Annotated in this window: 19 protein-coding genes and 1 riboswitch; of the genes, 11 read left to right on the top strand and 8 right to left on the bottom strand. The window is 60.0% G+C overall.

All coding sequences use genetic code 11. The annotated features are described in order from the left end of the window. Window positions 1–124: 124 nt before the first annotated feature. On the top strand, window positions 125–1,441 hold the full coding sequence (gene hisD / locus NMB39_RS24190; protein WP_057021550.1) for a histidinol dehydrogenase: 1,317 nt from the start codon (window positions 125–127) through the stop codon (window positions 1,439–1,441). 3 nt (window positions 1,442–1,444) lie between these two features. Next, complete coding sequence (gene hisC / locus NMB39_RS24185; RefSeq protein ID WP_494339964.1) at window positions 1,445–2,497, top strand: histidinol-phosphate transaminase; 1,053 nt, start codon at window positions 1,445–1,447, stop codon at window positions 2,495–2,497. A gap of 125 nt (window positions 2,498–2,622) precedes the next feature. On the opposite strand, the gene NMB39_RS24180 is transcribed toward hisC, so the two are convergent. Together NMB39_RS24180 and upp are read right to left on the bottom strand one after the other, a co-directional pair. After that, complete coding sequence (locus NMB39_RS24180) at window positions 2,623–3,897, bottom strand: uracil-xanthine permease family protein (protein WP_005784866.1); 1,275 nt, start codon at window positions 3,895–3,897, stop codon at window positions 2,623–2,625. A gap of 2 nt (window positions 3,898–3,899) precedes the next feature. Continuing rightward, window positions 3,900–4,538, bottom strand: coding sequence for a uracil phosphoribosyltransferase (gene upp, locus NMB39_RS24175; RefSeq protein WP_017138223.1), 639 nt, complete (start codon window positions 4,536–4,538; stop codon window positions 3,900–3,902). Window positions 4,539–4,702: 164 nt separating this feature from the next. Here upp and NMB39_RS24170 point away from each other — a divergent pair, with 164 nt between their 5' ends. The 3 genes from NMB39_RS24170 (at window position 4,703) to NMB39_RS24160 (ending at window position 6,130) form a co-directional block, all read left to right on the top strand. Continuing rightward, on the top strand, window positions 4,703–5,260 hold the full coding sequence (locus NMB39_RS24170; protein WP_046070938.1) for a hypoxanthine-guanine phosphoribosyltransferase: 558 nt from the start codon (window positions 4,703–4,705) through the stop codon (window positions 5,258–5,260). Window positions 5,261–5,263: 3 nt separating this feature from the next. Further along, complete coding sequence (locus NMB39_RS24165) at window positions 5,264–5,731, top strand: WbuC family cupin fold metalloprotein (protein WP_046072646.1); 468 nt, start codon at window positions 5,264–5,266, stop codon at window positions 5,729–5,731. A gap of 111 nt (window positions 5,732–5,842) precedes the next feature. After that, window positions 5,843–6,130, top strand: coding sequence for a PA4642 family protein (locus NMB39_RS24160; RefSeq protein ID WP_057021548.1), 288 nt, complete (start codon window positions 5,843–5,845; stop codon window positions 6,128–6,130). Between the two features lie 100 nt (window positions 6,131–6,230). Here the strand turns inward: NMB39_RS24160 and mqo are convergent, their stop codons facing one another. Continuing rightward, a complete protein-coding gene (gene mqo / locus NMB39_RS24155) occupies window positions 6,231–7,739 on the bottom strand; it encodes a malate dehydrogenase (quinone) (protein WP_057021547.1) in 1,509 nt (502 codons plus the stop codon). 725 nt (window positions 7,740–8,464) lie between these two features. Beyond that, complete coding sequence (locus NMB39_RS24150) at window positions 8,465–8,698, bottom strand: hypothetical protein (RefSeq protein WP_057021546.1); 234 nt, start codon at window positions 8,696–8,698, stop codon at window positions 8,465–8,467. A gap of 183 nt (window positions 8,699–8,881) precedes the next feature. Between NMB39_RS24150 and NMB39_RS24145 the strand changes: the two genes are divergently transcribed. Beyond that, complete coding sequence (locus tag NMB39_RS24145; RefSeq protein ID WP_043050774.1) at window positions 8,882–9,466, top strand: YajG family lipoprotein; 585 nt, start codon at window positions 8,882–8,884, stop codon at window positions 9,464–9,466. 59 nt (window positions 9,467–9,525) lie between these two features. Here the strand turns inward: NMB39_RS24145 and NMB39_RS24140 are convergent, their stop codons facing one another. Further along, complete coding sequence (locus NMB39_RS24140) at window positions 9,526–9,735, bottom strand: hypothetical protein (RefSeq protein WP_043050775.1); 210 nt, start codon at window positions 9,733–9,735, stop codon at window positions 9,526–9,528. 182 nt (window positions 9,736–9,917) lie between these two features. Between NMB39_RS24140 and NMB39_RS24135 the strand changes: the two genes are divergently transcribed. Continuing rightward, window positions 9,918–10,175, top strand: a complete 258-nt coding sequence (locus NMB39_RS24135; RefSeq protein ID WP_046070944.1) for a hypothetical protein — start codon at window positions 9,918–9,920, stop codon at window positions 10,173–10,175. A 133-nt stretch (window positions 10,176–10,308) separates the two neighbouring features. Here the strand turns inward: NMB39_RS24135 and NMB39_RS24130 are convergent, their stop codons facing one another. Continuing rightward, window positions 10,309–11,472, bottom strand: coding sequence for a 1-acyl-sn-glycerol-3-phosphate acyltransferase (locus tag NMB39_RS24130; RefSeq protein ID WP_172833428.1), 1,164 nt, complete (start codon window positions 11,470–11,472; stop codon window positions 10,309–10,311). Between the two features lie 132 nt (window positions 11,473–11,604). On the opposite strand from NMB39_RS24130, the gene NMB39_RS24125 reads away from it, so the two are divergent. The 4 genes from NMB39_RS24125 to NMB39_RS24110 all read left to right on the top strand — a co-directional run bounded on the left by NMB39_RS24125 (window position 11,605) and on the right by NMB39_RS24110 (window position 13,665). Further along, window positions 11,605–11,787: a CPXCG motif-containing cysteine-rich protein gene (locus NMB39_RS24125; protein WP_057021544.1), complete on the top strand. Its 183-nt coding sequence runs from the start codon at window positions 11,605–11,607 to the stop codon at window positions 11,785–11,787. A 13-nt stretch (window positions 11,788–11,800) separates the two neighbouring features. Continuing rightward, window positions 11,801–12,061, top strand: coding sequence for a putative signal transducing protein (locus NMB39_RS24120; protein ID WP_003188624.1), 261 nt, complete (start codon window positions 11,801–11,803; stop codon window positions 12,059–12,061). Window positions 12,062–12,098: 37 nt separating this feature from the next. Beyond that, the gene (locus NMB39_RS24115) at window positions 12,099–12,719 is read left to right on the top strand and encodes an SOS response-associated peptidase (RefSeq protein ID WP_057021543.1); all 621 of its coding nucleotides are present in this window, start codon (window positions 12,099–12,101) and stop codon (window positions 12,717–12,719) included. A 127-nt stretch (window positions 12,720–12,846) separates the two neighbouring features. Then, complete coding sequence (locus tag NMB39_RS24110; RefSeq protein WP_043050781.1) at window positions 12,847–13,665, top strand: M48 family metallopeptidase; 819 nt, start codon at window positions 12,847–12,849, stop codon at window positions 13,663–13,665. A 127-nt stretch (window positions 13,666–13,792) separates the two neighbouring features. On the opposite strand, the gene NMB39_RS24105 is transcribed toward NMB39_RS24110, so the two are convergent. Both NMB39_RS24105 and NMB39_RS24100 read right to left on the bottom strand, forming a co-directional pair. Next, a complete protein-coding gene (locus tag NMB39_RS24105; protein ID WP_005784895.1) occupies window positions 13,793–14,377 on the bottom strand; it encodes a TMEM165/GDT1 family protein in 585 nt (194 codons plus the stop codon). 87 nt (window positions 14,378–14,464) lie between these two features. After that, a riboswitch (yybP-ykoY riboswitch) is annotated at window positions 14,465–14,586 on the bottom strand. Window positions 14,587–14,636: 50 nt separating this feature from the next. Further along, on the bottom strand, window positions 14,637–15,635 hold the full coding sequence (locus tag NMB39_RS24100; protein ID WP_494339965.1) for a methyltransferase: 999 nt from the start codon (window positions 15,633–15,635) through the stop codon (window positions 14,637–14,639).

Genomic DNA, 15,635 nt, shown 5'->3' with positions numbered 1-15,635 from the left:
ACCTGCGTAGCCCAAAGGCTGCGCCCGTCTATCCGCCTCATAGCCAGAATTCTCAGGTGCCCAAGCGGAGCGAACGGTAGTTTAGGGCGCCTGAGTTTTTTGCCAATCCTATGAGGCCCTCGCTATGACCACGTCCACTGCAATTGCCCGACTCAACGCTGCCGACCCGGATTTCGCCCATCATCTGGATCATCTGCTGAGCTGGGAAAGCGTGTCCGACGATTCGGTCAACCAGCGAGTGCTCGATATTATCAAGGCCGTGCGCGAGCGCGGTGACGCGGCGCTGGTGGACTTCACCCGTCAGTTTGATGGCCTGGACGTCAAGTCCATGGCTGACCTCATTCTGCCCCGCGAACGCCTGGAGCTGGCGCTGACACGCATCACCATCGCGCAGCGCGAAGCCTTGGAAGTGGCAGCGACTCGGGTGCGTAGCTACCACGAAAAACAGAAGCAGGACTCCTGGAGCTACACCGAAGCCGACGGCACGGTATTGGGCCAGAAGGTCACGCCGCTGGATCGCGCCGGTTTGTATGTGCCCGGCGGTAAAGCCTCGTACCCGTCGTCGGTGCTGATGAATGCGATCCCGGCCAAAGTGGCGGGCGTGACCGAAGTGGTCATGGTGGTGCCGACTCCGCGTGGTGAAATCAACGAGTTGGTACTGGCTGCCGCCTGCATCGCCGGTGTCGACCGCGTGTTCACCATCGGTGGCGCACAAGCCGTCGCGGCACTGGCCTATGGCACCGAAAGCGTGCCGAAGGTCGACAAGGTGGTCGGCCCCGGCAATATCTATGTCGCCACCGCCAAGCGCCATGTATTTGGCCAGGTCGGCATCGACATGATCGCCGGCCCCTCGGAAATCCTCGTGGTGTGTGATGGCCAGACCGACCCGGACTGGATCGCCATGGACCTGTTCTCCCAGGCCGAGCACGACGAAGACGCCCAGGCGATCCTGGTCAGCCCCGACGCCGAGTTCCTCGACAAGGTTGCCGCCAGCATTAATAAGCTGCTGCCGACCATGGAGCGTGCCGAGATCATCGAGAAGTCGATCAATGGCCGCGGTGCGCTGATTCTGGTGCGTGACATGGAGCAGGCCATCGAGGTGGCCAACCGCATCGCGCCGGAGCACCTTGAGCTGTCCGTAGCGGACCCACAGGCCTGGTTGCCGTCGATCCGTCACGCCGGGGCGATCTTCATGGGGCGCCACACCAGCGAAGCCCTGGGCGACTACTGTGCCGGGCCGAACCACGTGCTGCCGACTTCGGGCACCGCGCGCTTCTCGTCGCCACTGGGGGTGTATGATTTCCAGAAACGCTCGTCGATCATCTTCTGCTCGCCCCAAGGCGCTTCCGAACTGGGCAAGACCGCTTCGGTGCTGGCCCGTGGTGAATCCCTCAGTGCGCACGCACGCAGCGCTGAATACCGCATCGTCAAGGGAGAGTAAGGCATGAGCAAATTCTGGAGCCCTTTCGTCAAGGACCTCGTGCCTTACGTACCCGGTGAGCAACCGAAGCTGACCAAACTGGTCAAGCTCAACACCAACGAAAACCCATACGGGCCATCGCCCAAGGCGCTGGCGGCGATGCAGGCCGAGTTGAACGACAACCTGCGTCTGTACCCGGACCCCAACAGCGACCTGCTCAAACAAGCCGTGGCCAGGTATTACGGAATCGACGCCAGCAAGGTGTTCCTCGGCAACGGTTCCGATGAAGTCCTGGCGCACATCTTCCATGGTCTGTTCCAGCACGATCTGCCGCTGCTGTTCCCGGATATCAGCTACAGCTTCTACCCGGTGTACTGCGGCTTGTACGGCATCAAGTTCAACGCCGTGCCGTTGGATGAGCAGTTCCAGATCCGCGTGGCGGACTACGCGAGGCCCAACGGCGGGATCATCATCCCCAACCCGAACGCGCCGACCGGCTGCGTACTGGCGCTGGATGCGGTGGAGCAGCTCCTCAAGGCCAGCCCGGACTCGGTCGTCGTGGTCGATGAAGCCTATATCGACTTCGGCGGCGAGACCGCCATCAGCCTGGTAGACCGTTACCCGAACCTGCTGGTGACCCAGACCCTGTCCAAATCGCGCTCACTGGCCGGTTTGCGTGTGGGCATGGCCGTGGGCCACCCAGACCTGATCGAGGCGCTGGAGCGGGTCAAGAACAGCTTTAACTCCTATCCGTTGGATCGCTTGGCGATTGTCGGTGCGGCGGCGGCGTTCGATGACCGTGAGTATTTCGCGAAGACCTGCCAGTTGGTGATCGACAGTCGCGAGAAGCTCGTTGCGCAGTTGCAGGCTAAAGGCTTTGAAGTGTTGCCATCAGCGGCCAACTTTATCTTCGCTCGCCACCCGCAACACGACGCGGCCGGCCTGGCGGCCAAGTTGCGTGAGCAAGGGGTGATCGTGCGGCACTTCAAGCAGGAGCGGATTGCCCAGTTCCTGCGGATCAGTATCGGTACGCCTGAGCAGAACCAGGCGCTGATCGATGGGCTCGGCGAGCTCTAAGCCACGCAGAAACCAAATGTGGGAGGGGGCTTGCTCCCGATAGCGGAGTGTCAGTCAACAGTTGTATTGACTGAGACACTGCTATCGGGAGCAAGCCCCCTCCCACATTGGTTTTGTGTCGATGGTTAGATCAACGGTTCATCCGGCTTCTTGTTCTTCCAGCCATCATTGCCCGGCAGCAGCAAATTCAGGCCAATCGCCACCACCGCACACAGGGCGATGCCCTTGAGGCCGAAATCATCCGGGCCGGTGCCGGTGCCGACCAGCACACCGCCAATCCCGAATACCAGGGTCACCGACACAATCACCAGGTTGCGCGCTTCACCCAGGTCGATCCTGTGGCGAATCAGCGTGTTCATCCCCACTGCGGCAATCGAGCCGAACAGCAGGCACAGAATCCCGCCCATCACCGGTACCGGGATGCTCTGCAGCAGTGCGCCGAACTTGCCGATAAACGCCAGGCTGATGGCAAATACCGCCGCCCAGGTCATGATTTTCGGGTTGTAGTTCTTGGTCAGCATCACTGCGCCGGTCACTTCGGCGTAGGTGGTGTTCGGCGGGCCGCCAAACATCCCCGCTGCCGTGGTGGCAATGCCGTCACCCAGCAGCGTGCGGTGCAGGCCGGGCTTTTTCAGGTAATCGCGGCCGGTCACGCTGCCTACTGCAATCACACCGCCGATATGCTCGATCGCCGGGGCCAGGGCCACTGGGACGATAAACAGGATCGCCTGCCAGTTGAACTCCGGCGCGGTGAAATGGGGCAGGGCGAACCAGGGCGCAGCGGCGATCTTTGCGGTGTCGACCACGCCAAAGTAGAACGACATGGCAAACCCCACCAGCACACCGGAAATGATCGGCACCAGGCGGAAAATGCCCTTGCCGAACACCGCAACGATCAAGGTGGTGAGCAGCGCCGGCATCGAGATCAGCATCGCCGTCTGGTAATGGATCAACTCGGCACCGTCGCCTGACTTGCCCATGGCCATATTGGCGGCAATCGGTGCCATGGCCAGGCCGATGGAGATAATCACCGGGCCGATCACCACTGGCGGCAACAGCCGGTCGATAAACCCGGTGCCCTTGACCTTCACGGCCAGGCCCAGGAACGTGTAGACGAAACCGGCCGCCATCACCCCACCCATGGTTGCCGCCAGGCCGAACTGGCCCTTGGCGAGAATGATCGGGGTGATAAAGGCGAAACTCGATGCCAGGAAGACCGGCACCTGCCGCCCTGTCACCACCTGGAACAGCAACGTGCCCAGGCCTGCGGTGAACAGTGCGACGTTTGGATCAAGACCTGTGATCAGCGGCATCAACACCAACGCGCCAAATGCTACGAAGAGCATCTGTGCGCCAGACAGGATCTGGCGCCAAAGCGGGTCGTTGAATTCATCCTGCATGCTCACGCGTCCTTCTGCTTGGTGCCGAAGATCTTGTCACCGGCATCGCCCAGGCCCGGGATGATGTAGCCGTGCTCGTTCAAGCGCTCATCGATGGACGCGGTATAGATCTGCACATCCGGGTGGGCTTTCTCGACGGCGGCGATACCTTCCGGCGCGGCTACCAGCACCATGGCGCGGATGTCCTTGCAGCCGGCCTTTTTCAGCAGGTCGATGGTCGCGACCATGGAGCTACCGGTGGCGAGCATCGGGTCGATGATCATGGCCAGGCGTTCGTTGATTTCCGGGACGAGTTTTTCCAGGTAAGTGTGGGCCTGCAAGGTTTCTTCATTGCGGGCTACGCCCACGGCGCTGACCTTGGCGCCCGGGATCAGGCTGAGGACGCCTTCGAGCATGCCTATACCGGCGCGCAGAATCGGCACGACGGTAATTTTCTTACCGGCGATTTTCTCCACTTGTACGGGACCGGCCCAACCGGGGATCTCGTAGGTCTCCAGGGGCAAATCCTTGGTGGCTTCGTAAGTGAGCAGCGCTCCGACTTCCTGAGCAAGCTCACGGAAATTCTTCGTGCTAATGTCGGCACGGCGCATAAGGCCGAGTTTGTGTCGGATCAGCGGGTGGCGGATCTCGCGAGTGGGCATGGGAAAGGCTCCGGCGGCGGGCAAAAAAACCGGCCTAGATTAATCTATCCGAGGGTGTTGTCCTATAGACATCAAGTACGTTAGTCCATAAAGGCTTGATTGGAGCGCACGAGAAGCGTACCTTCGCCCGCTTTTCTTGCCACAGCACCCCCTTGGAGAGCGCCATGTCTGCTGATCTCGAGCATATCCGTCAAATCATGCACGAGGCTGACTGCCTGTACACCGAAGCGCAAGTCGAAGCAGCGATCGCCAAGGTAGGCGAACACATCACCCGCGAAATGGCCGACACCAACCCGGTGGTCTTCTGCGTGATGAACGGTGGCCTGATCTTCGCCGGCAAATTGCTCACACACCTGCAATTCCCGTTGGAAGCTTCCTACCTGCACGCTACCCGCTATCGCAATGAAACCAGCGGCGGCGACCTGTTCTGGAAGGCCAAGCCGGAAGTCTCGTTTATCGACCGCGATGTGCTGATCATCGATGACATTCTCGATGAGGGCCACACCCTGGGTGCGATCATCGACTTCTGCAAACACGCCGGCGCACGTAAAGTGCATACCGCCGTACTGATCGACAAAGACCACGACCGCAAGGCCCGCCCTGAGCTGAAAGCCGACTTCGTCGGGTTGCCGTGCATCGACCGCTATATCTTTGGTTATGGCATGGACTACAAGGGTTACTGGCGTAACGCCAATGGCATTTTTGCCGTTAAAGGAATGTAAATGATGGCCCGCTTTCTTGATCAGACCCTGTTTGCTGAGTTGGCCGAGAAAGCGGCCGCTAATCCCCGTGGCCGTCAGAACGTCAACTTTCATGAGATGCAAGAACCTTGTCATCGCATGGCAGTTGGCTTGCAGCCCAACACTTATGTGCAGCCTCATCGCCACCTGACCGCTGATAAAGCTGAAACCCTGCTGGTGCTCAAAGGCCGCCTGGGCATCCTGATTTTCAGTGACGCGGGCGAGGTGTTGAGCAAGCGTGTACTTCAGGCTGGAGGAGAGTGTCAGGGTGTTGACCTGTCGCCAGGTGTGTTTCATGGCCTGGTGGTGCTGGAGCCGGACAGCGTGATGTTTGAATGCAAGGCTGGCCCTTACCGTCCGGTTGGTGAAGGTGAACTGGCGAGCTGGGCGCCCCGTGAAGGCGAGGCGGGTATGGCTGAGTATCACCGCTGGATGCTTGCCCAGTTCGATTAATCCACTGAGATCCAAATGTGGGGGAAGCGGTGCTTTCTCGCCGCTTCCGAAGCCTGCGTCCCGCAGGTAGACTTCAAGCCCCGTGTAAATGTCTGCAGGCTGGAGTCGGTAATGCGTAAAGATAAGAAACAGGTGATTGGTGACGAGATCGGCGACGAGCAGATCAAGTTGTTCCTGGACTTCGAACCGGTTGATGCCACCTCGCCGTCCCTGCACAAACTGATCAAGGCCTATCGCGGCCTGCGTATCGACGACTTCGAACGGTTCCTGGGCTTTTTCAAGGAAGCAGGCTGGGACCTGGATGGCAAGGACGAGCACGGCCAGACCTTCGTTGACATGATCAAGGACCAGCGCAACGCCGCCGAATACATCGAACTGATCGACAACGCCCGCGGTTGATTATCCGAAGCAAAAAAAAACGCCCCGAGGGGCGTTTTTTTTAGCGCTCGTTCCCACGCTCTGCGTGGGAATGCATCCTGTGACGCTCTGCGTCACGACCTCACGCGTAGCTTTCAGCCTCGTTGCTTTGCTCCACCAGCTCAAGACTGATGTTGTTCTGCGTGTTGATCTTGCGATACAGCTCGGCATCGGTCTCCAGGATCTTTTCCCGTGCCGGGAAGATCTCGTGCAGCTTGGTCGCCCATTCACCGGCCGCTTTTTGCGGGAAGCAGCGCTCAATCAGTTCGAGCATGATCGACACCGTGACCGAAGCGCCCGGGGACGCGCCCAACAGCGCCGCCAGTGAACCGTCCTTGGCCGCCACCAGCTCGGTGCCGAATTGCAGCACGCCGCCTTTCTTCGGGTCTTTCTTGATGATCTGCACCCGCTGGCCGGCCACTTCCAGGCGCCAGTCTTCGGCTTTCGCCTCAGGGTAGAAGCGGCGCAGGGATTCCAGGCGCTGTTCCATGGACTGGCGCACTTCGCTGACCAGGTACTTGGTCAAGTCCATGTTGTCCCGCGCCACGGCCAGCATCGGGCCGATGTTGCCGGCGCGAATTGACATCGGCAGGTCAAGGAACGAGCCATGCTTGAGGAACTTGGTGGTGAAACCGGCGTAAGGCCCGAACAGCAGGGATTTCTTGCCGTCCACTACGCGGGTGTCCAGGTGTGGCACCGACATGGGCGGCGAGCCTACCGCGGCCTGGCTATACACCTTGGCCTGGTGCTGCTTGACCACTTCCGGGTTGTCGCAACGCAGCCATTGGCCGCTGACCGGGAAGCCGCCGAAGCCCTTGCTTTCTTCGATGCCCGAGGCTTGCAGCAACGGCAGCGCCGCACCGCCGGCGCCGAGGAATACGAACTTGGCGTCGACATCACGGCTGTTGCCGCTGTTGACGTCCTTGATACTCACGGTCCAGCCGGCGCCGTTGCGCTTGAGGCCAGTGACGCGTTTGCAATACTTGACCTGGGCATCGGCCGAGCTGGTCAGGTGGCCAAGCAACTGATTGGTCAGTGCGCCAAAGTTGACATCAGTGCCGTTCATCACGCGAGTGGCGGCGATTTTTTCGTCGAGCGGGCGGCCCGGCATCATCAGCGGCATCCACTCGGCCATTTCGCTGCGGTCTTCGGTGTAGTGCATGTCCGAAAACGCGTGATGCTGGCTGAGGGTCTCAAAGCGCTTTTTGAGGAAGGACACGCCTTTGTCGCCCTGCACGAAACTCAGGTGCGGAACCGGACTGATGAACGACTTTGAGGAGCCGAAAGTGCCCTTCTTGGTCAGGTACGCCCAGAATTGCTTCGACACCTCGAACTGGGTGTTGATGTGCACGGCTTTCTTGATGTCGATGGAGCCATCGGCGGCCTGCGGCGTGTAGTTCAGCTCACACAGCCCGGCGTGGCCGGTACCCGCGTTGTTCCACGGGTTGGAACTCTCCGCGGCACCCGAATCCATCAGCTCAACGACTTCCAGCTTGAGGCCGGGGTCGAGCTCCTTGAGCAGTACGGCCAGGGTGGCACTCATGATGCCGGCCCCTACCAGTACTACGTCGACTGCTTCGTTATGCGCCATTTAACGCGTCTCCAAAATCTGCAGCACCAAATTGACGGCATGGCTGCCAGGAGTGACGGGGCGGTTCACGTGTTGCCCCAGGTTACCCATGGCCAGGATCGCCATGTCCGTTTCGCAATTCTTTGCAACTTCAGCACACGCTTCCTGCCGGGCTAATCTGCCTATGAACGCATTCATGGGCGCCTGTGGCAATTCGACTTATGGTCAAAGCGTGCGATTCGTGCAACCAATCCGTAGCGGACAGGCTCAAGCTCCGGTTTTTGAAGAAGGCTCGATCCTGTGTAATTGGGCTGCCCCAGACGCTGATGGTGCTTGTACAAACGCCAAACTATTCATTTGCTCGCCACACTCTTGTGAAGTTGTGAAAACCCGTTTTTTCACGCTCTTTTGAAGACGTGAACCTCAAAAAAGGGCTGCCCAGCCTGGCACCTGGCCCGCAAACCTCTGCCGACATGCGGCAAAACGGGCAAACAACTCAAGTGGCCGAGCGCAATGGCAGCTCTGGCAGATTCGACAAAGACGGGTGGTTTGCAAAGGAAACAGCAAGCACGCCAGCCTCACTCGATCTGTGTGGGCGGCTCTCTGTGGGCGATTTTGGGGGCTAATGCCTGGGCATTAACGATGCTGCGAGGCCCGATCAGGAGACGTCCTTATAATCGGGGGAAGATTGTAGCGAAGAACGCCAAGGAAATGGGCGTGTTTTATGACTTTTATTAGCGCCTCGGTCAGGAGGCCAACACTTGCCGATGCCGTGCGCGAAAAACCTGTGGGCTGACCCGGGCGCAGGCCGGCAGTGGGCGGTGCATCCAGCCCAGGTGAATCTCTGTCACTTCGACCCAGCCTTCACCGACCGGCGGCAGGCTGCACTGCTTGAATGCCTGGCAATGGCCTTGGGCATCGAGCAGGGCGAAGTGGCGGTGACGGGTGTGTGACATGAACAGGGTCTTGAGAAGGCGCATGGCTGTGTACCTATTGCGTTACATGCTTGAAGATTGCCAGTGTGGCATGACACTGGGGTGACGAATTTATGCGAATTTGTAATTTGCACCCTGCCTTCAGCCGCCGTTCAGGATCGCTGGTGAGTGGCGCGCGTGCACCGTTATACTGGCGGCCTGTCTGCACCCAGTCCTGGAGAAATGAGTATGTTGCAACGCCTGTTGTTCGGTTTGATCACTGTGACCAGTTTGACCCTGGTTGGCTGCGCCAACAGCCCGCAACAACTCAGCCCGCAGCCTAAAGTCACTGCGCCATTGGCCGCGGTCGGCCATGGCCAGCCGGTGTCGGTGCGGGTGGTAGACGGTCGCCCGTCGCCGACCCTGGGTTCGCGTGGCGGCCTGTACCCTGAGACGGCGCTGATTTCGGTGACCGGCCAGGACGTGCTGCCCAAGTTGCAGGCCCAGGCTGAAGCCGCCGTGCGCTTGCTGGGCTTTACCCCGACCAACTCCCCAGGCGTGCCGCAACTGACCGTGACCCTGGCCGAGCTGAAATATCAGTCGCCCAAGGAAGGCCTGTATGTGACTGAAGCGTCCATCGGTGCGACCTTCAAGTCCGACGTCAGCGCCGGTACCCGTCGCTATAGCGGCCGCTACGCCGCCTCGCTCAACCAGCGCTTCGGAATGTCGCCCAACCAGGAAACCAACACCAAGTTGGTCAGCGACGTGCTCAGTGATGCATTGACCCGCCTGTTCAAGGACCCAAGCATCGGCCAATTGCTCAGCGCACAATAAGCTGTCTGCAAAAAACCGGGCTCATCGCTGAGCCCGGTTTTTTTATGCCTGCGGTTTGGTCATGCCGCAGTATCGACATAAAAGTCCAGCACACTCACACCGGTAAGCAAATCCAGTTCCGGCAGGTCGGCATGCTGGTGCCCGCCGAGGGCGCAATACACCAGCCAGTGGCGGTCCTGGACGTTGAACGCGAGGCTACCGATCAGTGCCTCTTGCTCATCGCTTTGGGCGATCAGATACAGTCGGTCCTGGTTTTGCGCATGCAACATGACAAGCTCCTCAAGCGTCGAAGGGCAACAGGGTGGCTTGTTAAGGTGACGTTCAGGTGACGCTGTAAATTACTGGATACATTAGCCGTCAATGGGGAGGGAGTATCAAAGGCGCAGGAGGCGACTATCGTTCAGCTTTGTATCTGGACTGATACCCGAACACTGATCCGCCGAGGTTTGCGATGGCGCTGCCTGCACTGTTCATCAATGCTGTTGCCCTACTGGTTGCCTGCTCGGGCGCCCTGGTGCTGTTCATCACCCGCCTGCACGCGCAACGCGCAATGGCCGACCTCGCCATGCGTAGCGAAGAGCGTGCGATTGACCAGCCGATGCTCTTTTTGGACACCCGCACCGAGCGGGCGCATCGCCAGGCTTACCGGGTTGGGTTCGCAGGCCTGGGGCTGGCGCTGGCCCTGTCCTGGTTTAGCACCCACGTGTAAGCACACCGCAATACAAATGTGGGAGGGGCGGTGCGACGATTCGACTTGCCCCCGATAGCGGTGGGTCAGATACAGATAAGCTGACTGGCGCACCGCTATCGGGAGCAAGCCCCCCCCACATTTGGATCAGTGTTTACAGGGGAATCCCTGCCTTGACCCGATACTGATTGCGCACCGGCGTCGCATATTGCACCACCAGATACGGGCGGTGTTCGGCCGGGCATTCGTTCAGACGCCGTTCCCATTCCGCCTTGGCTTTGGCCAGCTCATCGGCCGGGAACACATCGGCAGCCTTGGGCACCTGCAACTGCGGGTCGGCCTCACTCCACTGCGCGTACGCCAGGTAATGCACCGGGAACAGCCGGTAACCGCCGAGGATCTGTCGATCCATTTCCACTGCCAGCAGCTTGGTATCTTCGAAGCGCTCGGTGATCGGCGGCGCAAAATTCACATGCACCCGGCCCTTGTAGCCGGTGATGCCCAGGGCAATGCTCACATCGTCCTCACCCGGTGCCTTACTGTAGGTGCCGGTGGTCGCGCGGATATACAGCTCGCGGGCCTTGGCGGCATCGCAAGGGTCGTACTCGTAGCTGATGGACACCGGCGTCAGGTTCAACGACTGGATGACTTCGGCAAACGGCTCGTCCTTGCGGCTGACATGGAACATCTTGAGGATTGCCGATTCAGTGCGGTCATCGCCATCCTTGGCCCGGCCTTCGGCCTGGGCAATCCAGATCGACTGGCAGTCGTTGCGGATCGAATGGTTGATATAGGCCGACAGCAGGTTATAGGCCGCCATCTTCTCCTTTCGCCCGGTAATCGAACGGTGCACGATAAAGCTCTTGTTCAAGCGCATCAGGTCGCTGACAAACGGCTTTTGCAGCAGGTTGTCACCGATGGCGATGCGTGGCGTCGGCAGGCCGGCGTGGTACACGGCATAGTTGACGAAGGCCGGGTCCATCACGATGTCGCGGTGGTTGGCCAAAAACAGATAGGCGGTGCCGGATTTGAGCTGTTCGACGCCGGTATAGGTCACGCCGTCGGTCGCCCGGTCAATGGTATGGTCGACGTAATACTCGACTTTGTCCTGCAGCGTGGCCACGGTGGTGACGCCGGCAAACTCGCGGCGCAATTTGCGCGCGATCATCGGCTTGAGCAACCAGCCGAGGGCGCCTGCAAAGCGCGGGAAGCGGAAGTGGGTCAGGATGTCCAGAAAGGCCTTGTCACTGAACAGACGCGCCAGCACTGCCGGGACTTCGCTGTCGTTGTAAGGTCGGATGGTATCGAATTCGCCCATCATGCTCTCTTGTTAGAAACGGCTAGGGTAAGTAAAGGAAATAACAGGAGCGGCGTGAGTAAACTGGCTCAGCCGGAAATAGCCCTGTAAATAGACCGGCGATTATACGCACAAGTCACCTTGGAGACCGCGATGCTGGAAACTGCGCTGTACGATTGTCCTTATTGTGGCGAAGCGGTCGAGACAACGGTGGATTTGTCTGGTGGTGACCAGTCCTATATAGAAGACTGCCAAGTGTGTTGCCGGCCGATCACGTTCGACCTGCAAGTCCATGGTGACGAGTGGATGCTTGAAACCCGCAACGAAAATGAATGACAGGTACGCGCCCATGCAGCGAATCTACGAACCGGAAAACCTGATGGAAGGCGAGCTGCTGCAACAGATGCTTGCCAGCGAAGGTATCGAGGCGCACCTGGTGGGCCGCCATTTGCTCGGTGGCACCGGCGAACTGCCGATCTTCGGCTTGCTTGGGCTCGAAGTCGACAATGACCAGGCTGCCAGCGCCCGCGAGCTGATCACCGCCTATATCGGTGCGCAACCGCTGCCCGGCGATGAACCCGACAGTTTCCCCGACGTATTGGTCTGTTAGGCTGTCGGTCGGTTTACCCCTAGAGTCGTGTTGCCCCATGTGTGGACGTTATGCCCTGTTTCGCTGGAACCCCGCCTTTGCTGCCTTGCCCGGCTTCCCTGCCGATCAGCAGGCCCAGTGGAACATCTCTCCCAATGATTCGGTGCTGATCCAGCGTCTGAACGAAGGCCAACTCACCCTGGCCCGTGCCCGTTGGGGCCTTACGCCGCCCTGGCTCACCGACCTTTCCCGCACCCCGGCCCACGCCCGCGCCGAAACCTTGGCCGAGCAACCGATGTTCCGCGAAGCCTTTCGCCAGCGCCGCTGCCTGCTGCCGGCCAACGGTTTCTACGAGTGGCGCGGCACCCAGCGCAAGCGCCCGTATTGGCTGACGCCGGGGGAGGGCTCCACACTGTTTTTTGCCGCGATCTGGGAAGCCTATCCGGTGCAGGAACAGGTGTGGCTGAGTACGGCGGTGATCACCCAGGCGGCGCAAAGCCAGCGACGCCCGTTGATCCTGGACGCGACGGGGCAGGCGGCGTGGCTTGACCCCGAGACGCCGCTGCATGTGTTGCAGGGCTTGCTGGCCGGTGAGCCCGCTGCGTTACGCGAGCGCGTGCTGGCCAATATGGTCAATGATCCGAAGCTCAATGGGCCGGAATGCCTGACTCCGGCTTGAACCGGCGCCAACCAGGTCATCTGCACTGTGGGATGTGTCCGAAATTCAGTAGTTAAATGTCTGATGTATCTGGCGCGGATACAAACGACCGCCTACGATACGCGCCATGTGTTCAGGGAGCGTGTTCATGAAGAAGTCATTGGTGGTAAGTGGTTTGGTTGCAGCGATGCTGCTGGCGGGTTGTCAGTCGGTTAATACCACCAGCGGCGGCGCCGTTGGGGTAGAGCGCAAGCAGTACATGTTCAGCATGCTGTCGAGCCAGGAAGTCGACCAGATGTATGCCCAGTCCTACCAGCAGACCCTGGGTGAAGCCAGCGGCAAAGGGGTTCTGGACAAGACCAGCGCCAACGCCAAGCGCGTGCAGGCCATTGCCAAGCGCCTGATTGCCCAGGCACCCACCTTCCGTCCGGATGCGGCGCAATGGAACTGGGAAGTGAACCTGATCAAGAGCGACGAGATGAACGCCAACTGCGGACCGGGCGGCAAGATCCTGGTGTACAGCGCGTTGATCGACAACCTCAAGCTCACCGATGACGAGTTGGCGGCGGTGATGGGCCATGAAATCGCCCACGCCTTGCGCGAACACGGGCGTGAAGCCATGTCCAAGGCGTACGGCATCGAGATGGCCAAGCAGGGCGCCGGGGCGATATTCGGTCTTGGCCAGGACAGCCTGGCGTTGGCTGATACCGTGGCCAACTATGGCATGACCTTGCCCAACAGCCGCAGCAATGAGAACGAAGCGGACCTGATTGGCCTGGAGCTCTCGGCCCGCGCCGGCTACAACCCGAACGCGGCGATCACCTTGTGGAACAAGATGGCCAAGGCCTCCGAAGGTGCCCCGCCGGAGTTCATGAGTACTCACCCGGCTTCCGACAGCCGCATCGCTTCGTTGCAGGCGGCGATTCCGAAGGTGATGCCGCTGTACCAACAGGCCAAAAAATCCTGAGGCTTGATGACGATCCAAATGTGGGAGGGGGCTTGCTCCCGATAGCGATAGATCAGTCAGTAAATCTGTGGCTGATTAAATGCTATCGGGAGCAACCCCCTCTCCCACAATAGATCGGGTTGCAGTCTTAGATCCAGCCACTGCTTTGCATGGCTTTGTAGACTGCCACAATCGCCAATACAAAGAACGCCGTAGCCGCCAATCGGCGAATCAAGGTCAACGGCAGTTTCTCCGCTGCAAAATTCCCCGCCAGAACCACCGGTACGTTGGCAATCAACATGCCCAGGGTGGTGCCGATAATTACTAGCCATAACTCCGGATATTGCGCTGCCAGCATCACCGTGGCGATCTGGGTCTTGTCACCGATTTCGGCGAGGAAGAACGCTATCAATGTGGTCAGGAACGGCCCGAACTTGCGGGTGGTACTGGCTTCGTCATCATCGAGTTTGTCCGGCACCAGGGTCCACAGCGCCGTGGCACAGAAGCTTGCGGCGAGGATCCAGTGCAGCACCGCATCCGAGAAGAAACTGCCAAACCAGGCACCCACGGCACCCGCCGCCGCATGGTTGGCAAGGGTCGCAGCGACTATGCCGGCGATGATCGGCCAGGGTTTGCGAAAGCGTGCGGCAAGGATGAGCGCGAGCAGTTGCGTCTTGTCGCCGATTTCGGCCAAGGCAACGATTGCGGTGGGAACGAGCAGTGAATCCAGCATCAGGTAGTTTCCGGGGGCGGGTCGACACGGCTATGACACGTACAGCCTTCCCGCCCCGGGTAAGGTGTGCGTGTCATAGGTCTTGTCAAACCCCGGTCCGTCTGTGCGGACTCCTGGGTCGCATACGCCATGGTCTGCTGACCAAGTATGTTGACGTATGCCGGACGAGCATGGCGCTCGTGGGAGACTACTCCCCTAGGACGCAGCGGATTCTGCCTAGGCAAAACCCATTCGGCAAGCCTTCTTTTTCAAACCCCCGTCAGGGACGCTTGGCACGGTAGATGCGAAAACCATTGCCCTCGGCCTTGATCGCGCAGATGCCCAGATGCTCTTCGATCAAGGGCTGATACTTGAGGAAACTGTTGGCAACCAAACGAAGTTCGCCGCCTTTTGCCAGATGTTTGGCCGCTTTTCGCAGCAGGTTTTCCGTGGCGAAGTAATCCGTGTGCACGCCGACATGGAACGGCGGGTTGCTCAAGATCGCGTTCAAACCCATGGGCGCCGCGTCGATGCCGTCACCGGTCAACACCTCGGCTTCCAGCCCGTTTGCGGCCAGGGTCAGGCGGCTGCTGGCGGCGGCGAAGGCGTCCACATCCAGCATCGTCACCGTGTTATGCGGGTAGCGACGCTTGACCGCAGCCCCCAGCACACCGGCGCCGCATCCGAAATCGAGCAAATGCCCGCTGGGCAGTTTATCCAGATGCTCCAGCAACAGCTCGGTGCCACGGTCCAGGCGCCCATGACTGAACACGCCCGGCAAGCTCACCACCTTCAACGGACCTTCGGCCAGCGGCACATCGAAGACCTGCGCCAGGCTCTTCAGCTCCACGGCTTGCGGAGCATTGGCCACGGTGACTTGCCACAACTGGCAATGCCGCGCGTTATCCAGCTTGCGCGGCTTGCCGAAGGGCAGCAGCTGTTTGGCAGCGCTTTCGATACCGCCTTTTTTCTCCCCCACCAGAAACAGTTCGGCACCCGGCAGGCGTGCGGCCACGGCGTTGAGCAGGTAGTCGGTGAGGTCCTTGGACTTGGGCAGGAAGATCACCGCCGCATCAAACGCACGCTGGGGCACATTCACGCCGAACTGGCTGCGTTCGGGGAAGCGCGCGTCCAGTGCCGCCTGGTCGCCGGCATGCCAGCACCAGCCGTGGGCGTTGGGCAGGCGCCCGAGCAAATCGTCGGCAGGCAAACCTACCAGCAGCAGGTTGCCTTGAAAAAGTTCGGCCTGGCGAAGCAGTACTTCACTGCGCGGATCCAT

The sequence above is a fragment of the Pseudomonas sp. FBCC-B545 genome (assembly GCF_059134095.1).
This window is presented reverse-complemented; position numbering and strand designations above follow the sequence as displayed.

What these genes read in the sequence shown, in the direction of transcription:
- NMB39_RS24115 (WP_057021543.1), top strand. Translation starts at nt 12,099, where the DNA reads ATGTGTGGACGTTATGCCCTGTTTCGCTGGAACCCCGCCTTTGCTGCC.
- hisD (WP_057021550.1), top strand. Translation starts at nt 125, where the DNA reads ATGACCACGTCCACTGCAATTGCCCGACTCAACGCTGCCGACCCGGAT.
- NMB39_RS24160 (WP_057021548.1), top strand. Translation starts at nt 5,843, where the DNA reads ATGCGTAAAGATAAGAAACAGGTGATTGGTGACGAGATCGGCGACGAG.
- NMB39_RS24180 (WP_005784866.1), bottom strand. Translation starts at nt 3,897, where the DNA reads ATGCAGGATGAATTCAACGACCCGCTTTGGCGCCAGATCCTGTCTGGC.
- NMB39_RS24110 (WP_043050781.1), top strand. Translation starts at nt 12,847, where the DNA reads ATGAAGAAGTCATTGGTGGTAAGTGGTTTGGTTGCAGCGATGCTGCTG.
- NMB39_RS24125 (WP_057021544.1), top strand. Translation starts at nt 11,605, where the DNA reads ATGCTGGAAACTGCGCTGTACGATTGTCCTTATTGTGGCGAAGCGGTC.
- mqo (WP_057021547.1), bottom strand. Translation starts at nt 7,739, where the DNA reads ATGGCGCATAACGAAGCAGTCGACGTAGTACTGGTAGGGGCCGGCATC.
- NMB39_RS24145 (WP_043050774.1), top strand. Translation starts at nt 8,882, where the DNA reads ATGTTGCAACGCCTGTTGTTCGGTTTGATCACTGTGACCAGTTTGACC.
- NMB39_RS24165 (WP_046072646.1), top strand. Translation starts at nt 5,264, where the DNA reads ATGGCCCGCTTTCTTGATCAGACCCTGTTTGCTGAGTTGGCCGAGAAA.
- NMB39_RS24150 (WP_057021546.1), bottom strand. Translation starts at nt 8,698, where the DNA reads ATGCGCCTTCTCAAGACCCTGTTCATGTCACACACCCGTCACCGCCAC.
- NMB39_RS24130 (WP_172833428.1), bottom strand. Translation starts at nt 11,472, where the DNA reads ATGGGCGAATTCGATACCATCCGACCTTACAACGACAGCGAAGTCCCG.
- upp (WP_017138223.1), bottom strand. Translation starts at nt 4,538, where the DNA reads ATGCCCACTCGCGAGATCCGCCACCCGCTGATCCGACACAAACTCGGC.
- NMB39_RS24135 (WP_046070944.1), top strand. Translation starts at nt 9,918, where the DNA reads ATGGCGCTGCCTGCACTGTTCATCAATGCTGTTGCCCTACTGGTTGCC.
- NMB39_RS24105 (WP_005784895.1), bottom strand. Translation starts at nt 14,377, where the DNA reads ATGCTGGATTCACTGCTCGTTCCCACCGCAATCGTTGCCTTGGCCGAA.
- NMB39_RS24120 (WP_003188624.1), top strand. Translation starts at nt 11,801, where the DNA reads ATGCAGCGAATCTACGAACCGGAAAACCTGATGGAAGGCGAGCTGCTG.
- hisC (WP_494339964.1), top strand. Translation starts at nt 1,445, where the DNA reads ATGAGCAAATTCTGGAGCCCTTTCGTCAAGGACCTCGTGCCTTACGTA.
- NMB39_RS24140 (WP_043050775.1), bottom strand. Translation starts at nt 9,735, where the DNA reads ATGTTGCATGCGCAAAACCAGGACCGACTGTATCTGATCGCCCAAAGC.
- NMB39_RS24170 (WP_046070938.1), top strand. Translation starts at nt 4,703, where the DNA reads ATGTCTGCTGATCTCGAGCATATCCGTCAAATCATGCACGAGGCTGAC.
- NMB39_RS24100 (WP_494339965.1), bottom strand. Translation starts at nt 15,635, where the DNA reads ATGGATCCGCGCAGTGAAGTACTGCTTCGCCAGGCCGAACTTTTTCAA.